3 protein-coding genes and 1 pseudogene are annotated in these 3,080 nt (G+C 70.8%); all 4 read right to left on the bottom strand.

Going from position 1 to position 3,080, the window contains the following annotated elements; all coding sequences use genetic code 11:
* Positions 1–1,375: DEAD/DEAH box helicase (locus tag H5J33_RS29060; RefSeq protein WP_181797789.1), on the bottom strand; the 1,375-nt coding region annotated here is incomplete at its 3' end.
* 214 nt (positions 1,376–1,589) lie between these two features.
* Positions 1,590–1,793: a cold-shock protein gene (locus H5J33_RS29055; RefSeq protein ID WP_007383480.1), complete on the bottom strand. Its 204-nt coding sequence runs from the start codon at positions 1,791–1,793 to the stop codon at positions 1,590–1,592.
* Positions 1,794–2,047: 254 nt separating this feature from the next.
* Positions 2,048–2,386, bottom strand: coding sequence for a MerR family transcriptional regulator (locus H5J33_RS29050; protein WP_181797788.1), 339 nt, complete (start codon positions 2,384–2,386; stop codon positions 2,048–2,050).
* A 301-nt stretch (positions 2,387–2,687) separates the two neighbouring features.
* A pseudogene (locus H5J33_RS29045) lies at positions 2,688–3,080 on the bottom strand (hydrolytic protein); the annotation flags it as partial.

The raw sequence follows: 3,080 nt of genomic DNA, 5'->3' as shown, positions 1-3,080 counted from the left end.
CGATGGTGACGGGCACTCCGGAGGGGGTGCGGGCGCCGGTGATCCGGTTCAGCTCGGGCTCGCCCGGGCGTACGCGGGTGGTGCGGGCGGTGATGCCCGCGGTGCTCATCAGGCGGTCCACGGTGCGCCGCTGGTGCGGCAGTACGAGGGTGACGACCGTGCCGGACTTGCCGGCGCGGGCGGTGCGGCCGCCGCGGTGCAGGTAGTCCTTGTGGTCGGCGGGCGGGTCGACGTTCACCACGAGGTCGATGTCGTCGATGTGCAGGCCGCGGGCGGCGACGTTGGTGGCCACCAGGACCGTGACGTGGCCGTCCTTGAACTGGGCGAGGGTGCGGGTGCGCTGCGGCTGGGACTTGCCGCCGTGCAGCGCCGAGGCCCGTACGCCGACCGACAGCAGGTGCTTGGCCAGCCGCTCCGCCGCGTGCTTGGTGTCCAGGAACATGATCACGCGGCCGTCGCGGGCGGCGATCTCGGTGGCGGCGGTGTGCTTGTCGTCGTCGTGGACGTGCAGCAGGTGGTGGTCCATCGTGGTGACCGCGCCCGCCGACGGGTCGACCGAGTGCACGACGGGGTCGTGCAGGTAGCGGCGCACCAGGAGGTCGATGTTGCGGTCGAGGGTGGCCGAGAACAGCAGCCGCTGGCCGTCCGGGCGGACCTGGTCGAGCAGGGCGGTGACCTGGGGCAGGAAGCCCATGTCGGTCATCTGGTCGGCCTCGTCCAGGACGGTGACGGCCACGCGGTCCAGCCGGCAGCCGCCGCGGTCGATGATGTCCTTGAGCCGTCCGGGGGTCGCCACGACGATCTCGGCGCCGGCGCGCAGCGCGGACGTCTGGCGGCCGATGGACATGCCGCCGACCACGGTGACCGAGCGCAGGCGCAGCGCCCGCGCGTAAGGAGCGAGGGCGTCGGTGACCTGCTGGGCCAGTTCCCGGGTGGGTACGAGGATCAGGGCGAGCGGCTGGCGGGGCTCGGCCCGCTGTCCGGCCAGGCGGGCCAGCAGGGGGAGGCCGAAGGCGAGGGTCTTGCCCGATCCGGTCCGGCCGCGGCCCAGGACGTCCCGGCCGGCCAGCGTGTTCGGCAGCGTCGCCGCCTGGATGGGGAAGGGCGCGGTCACGCCTTCGGCGCGCAGCGCGTCCTGCAGGGGCGCGGGCAGGTCCAGCTCGGCGAAGTCCTCCACCGGCGGCAGCGCCTCGGTGAGGGTGACGGGCAGGGCGAACTCGCCGCGGGGTGCCCGGCGGGCTCCCGGACTCTTTCCCTGCGGGGCCTTGGCACGGGTGGTGGTCCGTGCGGACCGGAAAGGGGCGGAGTCGTTGCCGGTGCGGCGACCGGCACCGCCGGCGCCTGCGGCGCCACGGGTACGACGGGTGCGGTTCATGATGAGGAACCTCCTCGATGTGCACGGCACGTGTCGAGGAATTCCTTTTGGCGGTGCGTAGCCGCGGCAGAATTCACAAGAATGAGCCGAAGAAAGAGCCGAGTGGCCGGAAAAGGGCCGGTCGGCGAGTAAAGGGGGCCGGCGTCCGCCGGACAAACGGACCGGGGCCCGCACCCCAAGAGCGCGGGCCCCGACCTCGTGGAACGCGTCAGCGTCAGGCGGGAACGATGTTCTCGGCCTGCGGGCCCTTCTGGCCCTGCGTGACGTCGAAGGTAACCTTCTGGCCTTCCTGAAGCTCGCGGAAGCCGGAGGTGGCGATGTTCGAGTAGTGCGCGAACACGTCGGCGCCGCCGCCGTCCTGCTCGATGAAGCCGAAGCCCTTTTCCGCGTTGAACCACTTCACGGTGCCAGATGCCATATTGAATCTCCCTAGGGGCATGCCGTGGTCCGCACTGTGCGGATCACGAGTCGCCGCGTTGATCACCCCTCAGGGGCCCGGAAAGTCCGGAAATCAAAACTGCAACTGTTATCACGGTAACACGGCCCGGCCCGGCACACCCAGCTTTTTTGGCATTCGGTTCCGGCGGCGAGATATTCTGAAGCGGCTCCGCCGGAAAACCTTTCGGTGCCGTGCGGGTAATTCTCCAGCGGCGGGGGCAGGTATGCGCAGGTTCAGCGGCCGGCGCCGGCGCCGGGTCCGTCCAGCCGGCGGCGCAGCTCCTCGTTGTCCCGCAACGCCTCGCCGAGCCGGTCCTCCAGGCCGATGATGCGGCACGCGGCCTCGATGGGGGTGCCCTGGTCGACCAGCTCGCGGGCGCGGGCGGCGACGCGCAACTGGCGGCGGGAGTACCGCCGGTGGCCGCCCTCCGAGCGCAGGGGGGTGATCAGCCCCGCCTCGCCGACGGCCCGCAGGAACGCGGGCGTGGTGCCGAGCAGGTCGGCGGCGCGGCCCATCGTGTAGGCGGGGTAGTCGTCGTCGTCCAGATGGCCGGCGGGCGGGTTGTCGGGCATGGCACCTTCGGTTGGGGAACGGGGGCCGTGTGGTCCCCCGCTGCCCCCAACCCTAACGGCGGCGCGTACGCGTATGTGATGCCGCCGCGACAGGTTTCGGGCGCGCGGCCCCGCCGGCCGGCGCCCGGGGCGCCCGTCACCGTCCCGGGCACGACGGAACCGCCACTCCGGGGGCCGGTCGAGCGGTCCCCGGAGTGGCGGTTTTCGGACCTATGCTGTCTGTTTCCGGACGTGGCAAGATCAAACTCTTGGCAGATACACCCAATATCGGCCCACAATGCCTCAGAACATGAGGTCGGAGTCACTGGGCGGTACGGCTGAGTACCCCGCTCACGTTCACGACCTCGTGGCACCCCTGTGCCTGGCGTCCGGTCGCCGGAGTGCCGGGCTTCTCGCAGGTCACCTCGACGGTCACGGTGTCGTTCTCGGGGATCTTGATGGGGGTCACCCAGTGGTAGTCCTGGTTGCGGAAGGTCTCCAGCGCGATGGTGGTGATCTTGCGGTCCCCGAAGGTGATCGTCATCAGTCCCTCGTCGCCCTGGAAGTTGGCGATGACGATGTCCGTGACCCCGAAGACGCTGTCCTTGGGCACCTGGTAGATGCCCGTCTTGGTCTCGCCGCGGGTGGTCTGCACATCGATGGTCTGCGAGATCTGCGGCCCGTTGCCGAGCCCGGTCCCGCTGCCGGCCGACGT

It is taken from the genome of Streptomyces sp. WELS2 (genome assembly GCF_013870595.1).
GTDB lineage: Bacteria > Actinomycetota > Actinomycetes > Streptomycetales > Streptomycetaceae > Streptomyces.
Note: the sequence above shows the minus strand (reverse complement) of the source record. Positions and strands in the feature narration are given on the sequence as shown.